The organism is Mesorhizobium sp. M0048 (assembly GCF_040323405.1).
GTDB lineage: Bacteria > Pseudomonadota > Alphaproteobacteria > Rhizobiales > Rhizobiaceae > Mesorhizobium.
This window is the reverse complement of record NZ_JAMYUV010000122.1, coordinates 1-1186: the sequence shown is the minus strand read 5'-3', so window position 1 is coordinate 1186 and position 1186 is coordinate 1. Positions and strand designations below refer to the sequence as shown.

2 protein-coding genes are annotated in these 1186 nt (G+C 62.5%); both read right to left on the bottom strand.

All coding sequences use genetic code 11. The annotated features are described in order from the left end of the window. Positions 1-962: ABC transporter ATP-binding protein (locus tag NKJ84_RS33005; RefSeq protein WP_352510003.1), on the bottom strand; the 962-nt coding region annotated here is incomplete at its 3' end. After that, the coding region (locus NKJ84_RS33000) for an ABC transporter permease (protein ID WP_502904062.1) at positions 962-1186 on the bottom strand (225 nt) is incomplete at its 5' end. The genes NKJ84_RS33000 and NKJ84_RS33005, both read right to left, overlap by 1 nt.

Genomic DNA, 1186 nt, shown 5'->3' with positions numbered 1-1186 from the left:
ATCTGTCCGCCACGTTCGACGAAGTAGGTGCTGCTATTGCCGGCAAAGATGCGTTTCGACACTTCCCCCCGCAGCACGTTCGCATTGGCCGTATCCGGAGCCGCAGCATCGGTGAAGATGCGGATCCGTTCGGGCCGTACGGCGCAACTGGCCTTTGCACCAGGGGCAAGGTTGGCGCCAGATCCAGCGAAAATCGCCGTGCCGTCCGGCAGCCGGATGCCGTTGCCTGTGCTCTCGCCACGAAAAATGTTGGCATCGCCGAGGAAGGTGGCGGCGAACTCGCTCTTCGGCCGATTGTAGATCTCCTCGGGCGGGCCTTCCTGCACCAGCTTGCCGTCTCGCAGAATGCCGACGCGGTCGCTCATCGTCAGCGCTTCTTCCTGGTCGTGGGTGACGAAGATTGTGGTAATGCCGATCTCGCGTTGGATGCGCTTGAGCTCGAGCTGCATTCCGACGCGCAGCGCTTTGTCGAGAGCGCCGAGCGGCTCGTCGAGCAGAAGTACACGCGGCTTGGTGATGATGGCGCGAGCGAGCGCCACCCGTTGGCGCTGGCCGCCGGAGAGCTGGTGTGGCCGGCGACCACCGAGCTTGCCGAGTTGCACGAGGTCGAGCGCCCCCTGCACCTCGGCAGCAATCACTGCCTTGAGCTCGCCGCGCACGGACAAGCCGAAGGCGACATTGTCGGCGACGCTCATATTGGGAAACAGCGCGTAGTTCTGGAACACCATGCCGATGCGCCGTTTTTCGACCGGCACCCGCTCGACGCTCTCGCCTCCGATCGCAATGCGGCCAGAGTCGGGAAAGTCGAAGCCGGCGATCTGGCGCAGCAGCGTGGTCTTGCCGCTGCCGGAGGGACCGAGCAGGGCGTAGAAGCCGCCGTCGGCAAAATCGATGGAGACATCGTCCAGCGCCTTGTGCGCGCCAAAACTGCGCGACACATTCGATACCTGCACGCCCGCCATTATTTCTCTCCGCCGAATTTGAAGAAACGCGCCGTGAGCAGCATCAATGCCATCGACACGACAATGATGATCGTCGAGACCGCATTGATCTCAGGTGTGAATCCCTTACGGATCGCGGCGTAGATTTCGACCGGCAGCGTCGTTTGGCCGGGCGTCGACAGAAAGTAGGATACGACGAACTGGTCGAAGGACACGGCGAAAGCGAACAGCCCTCCGGCAATGAC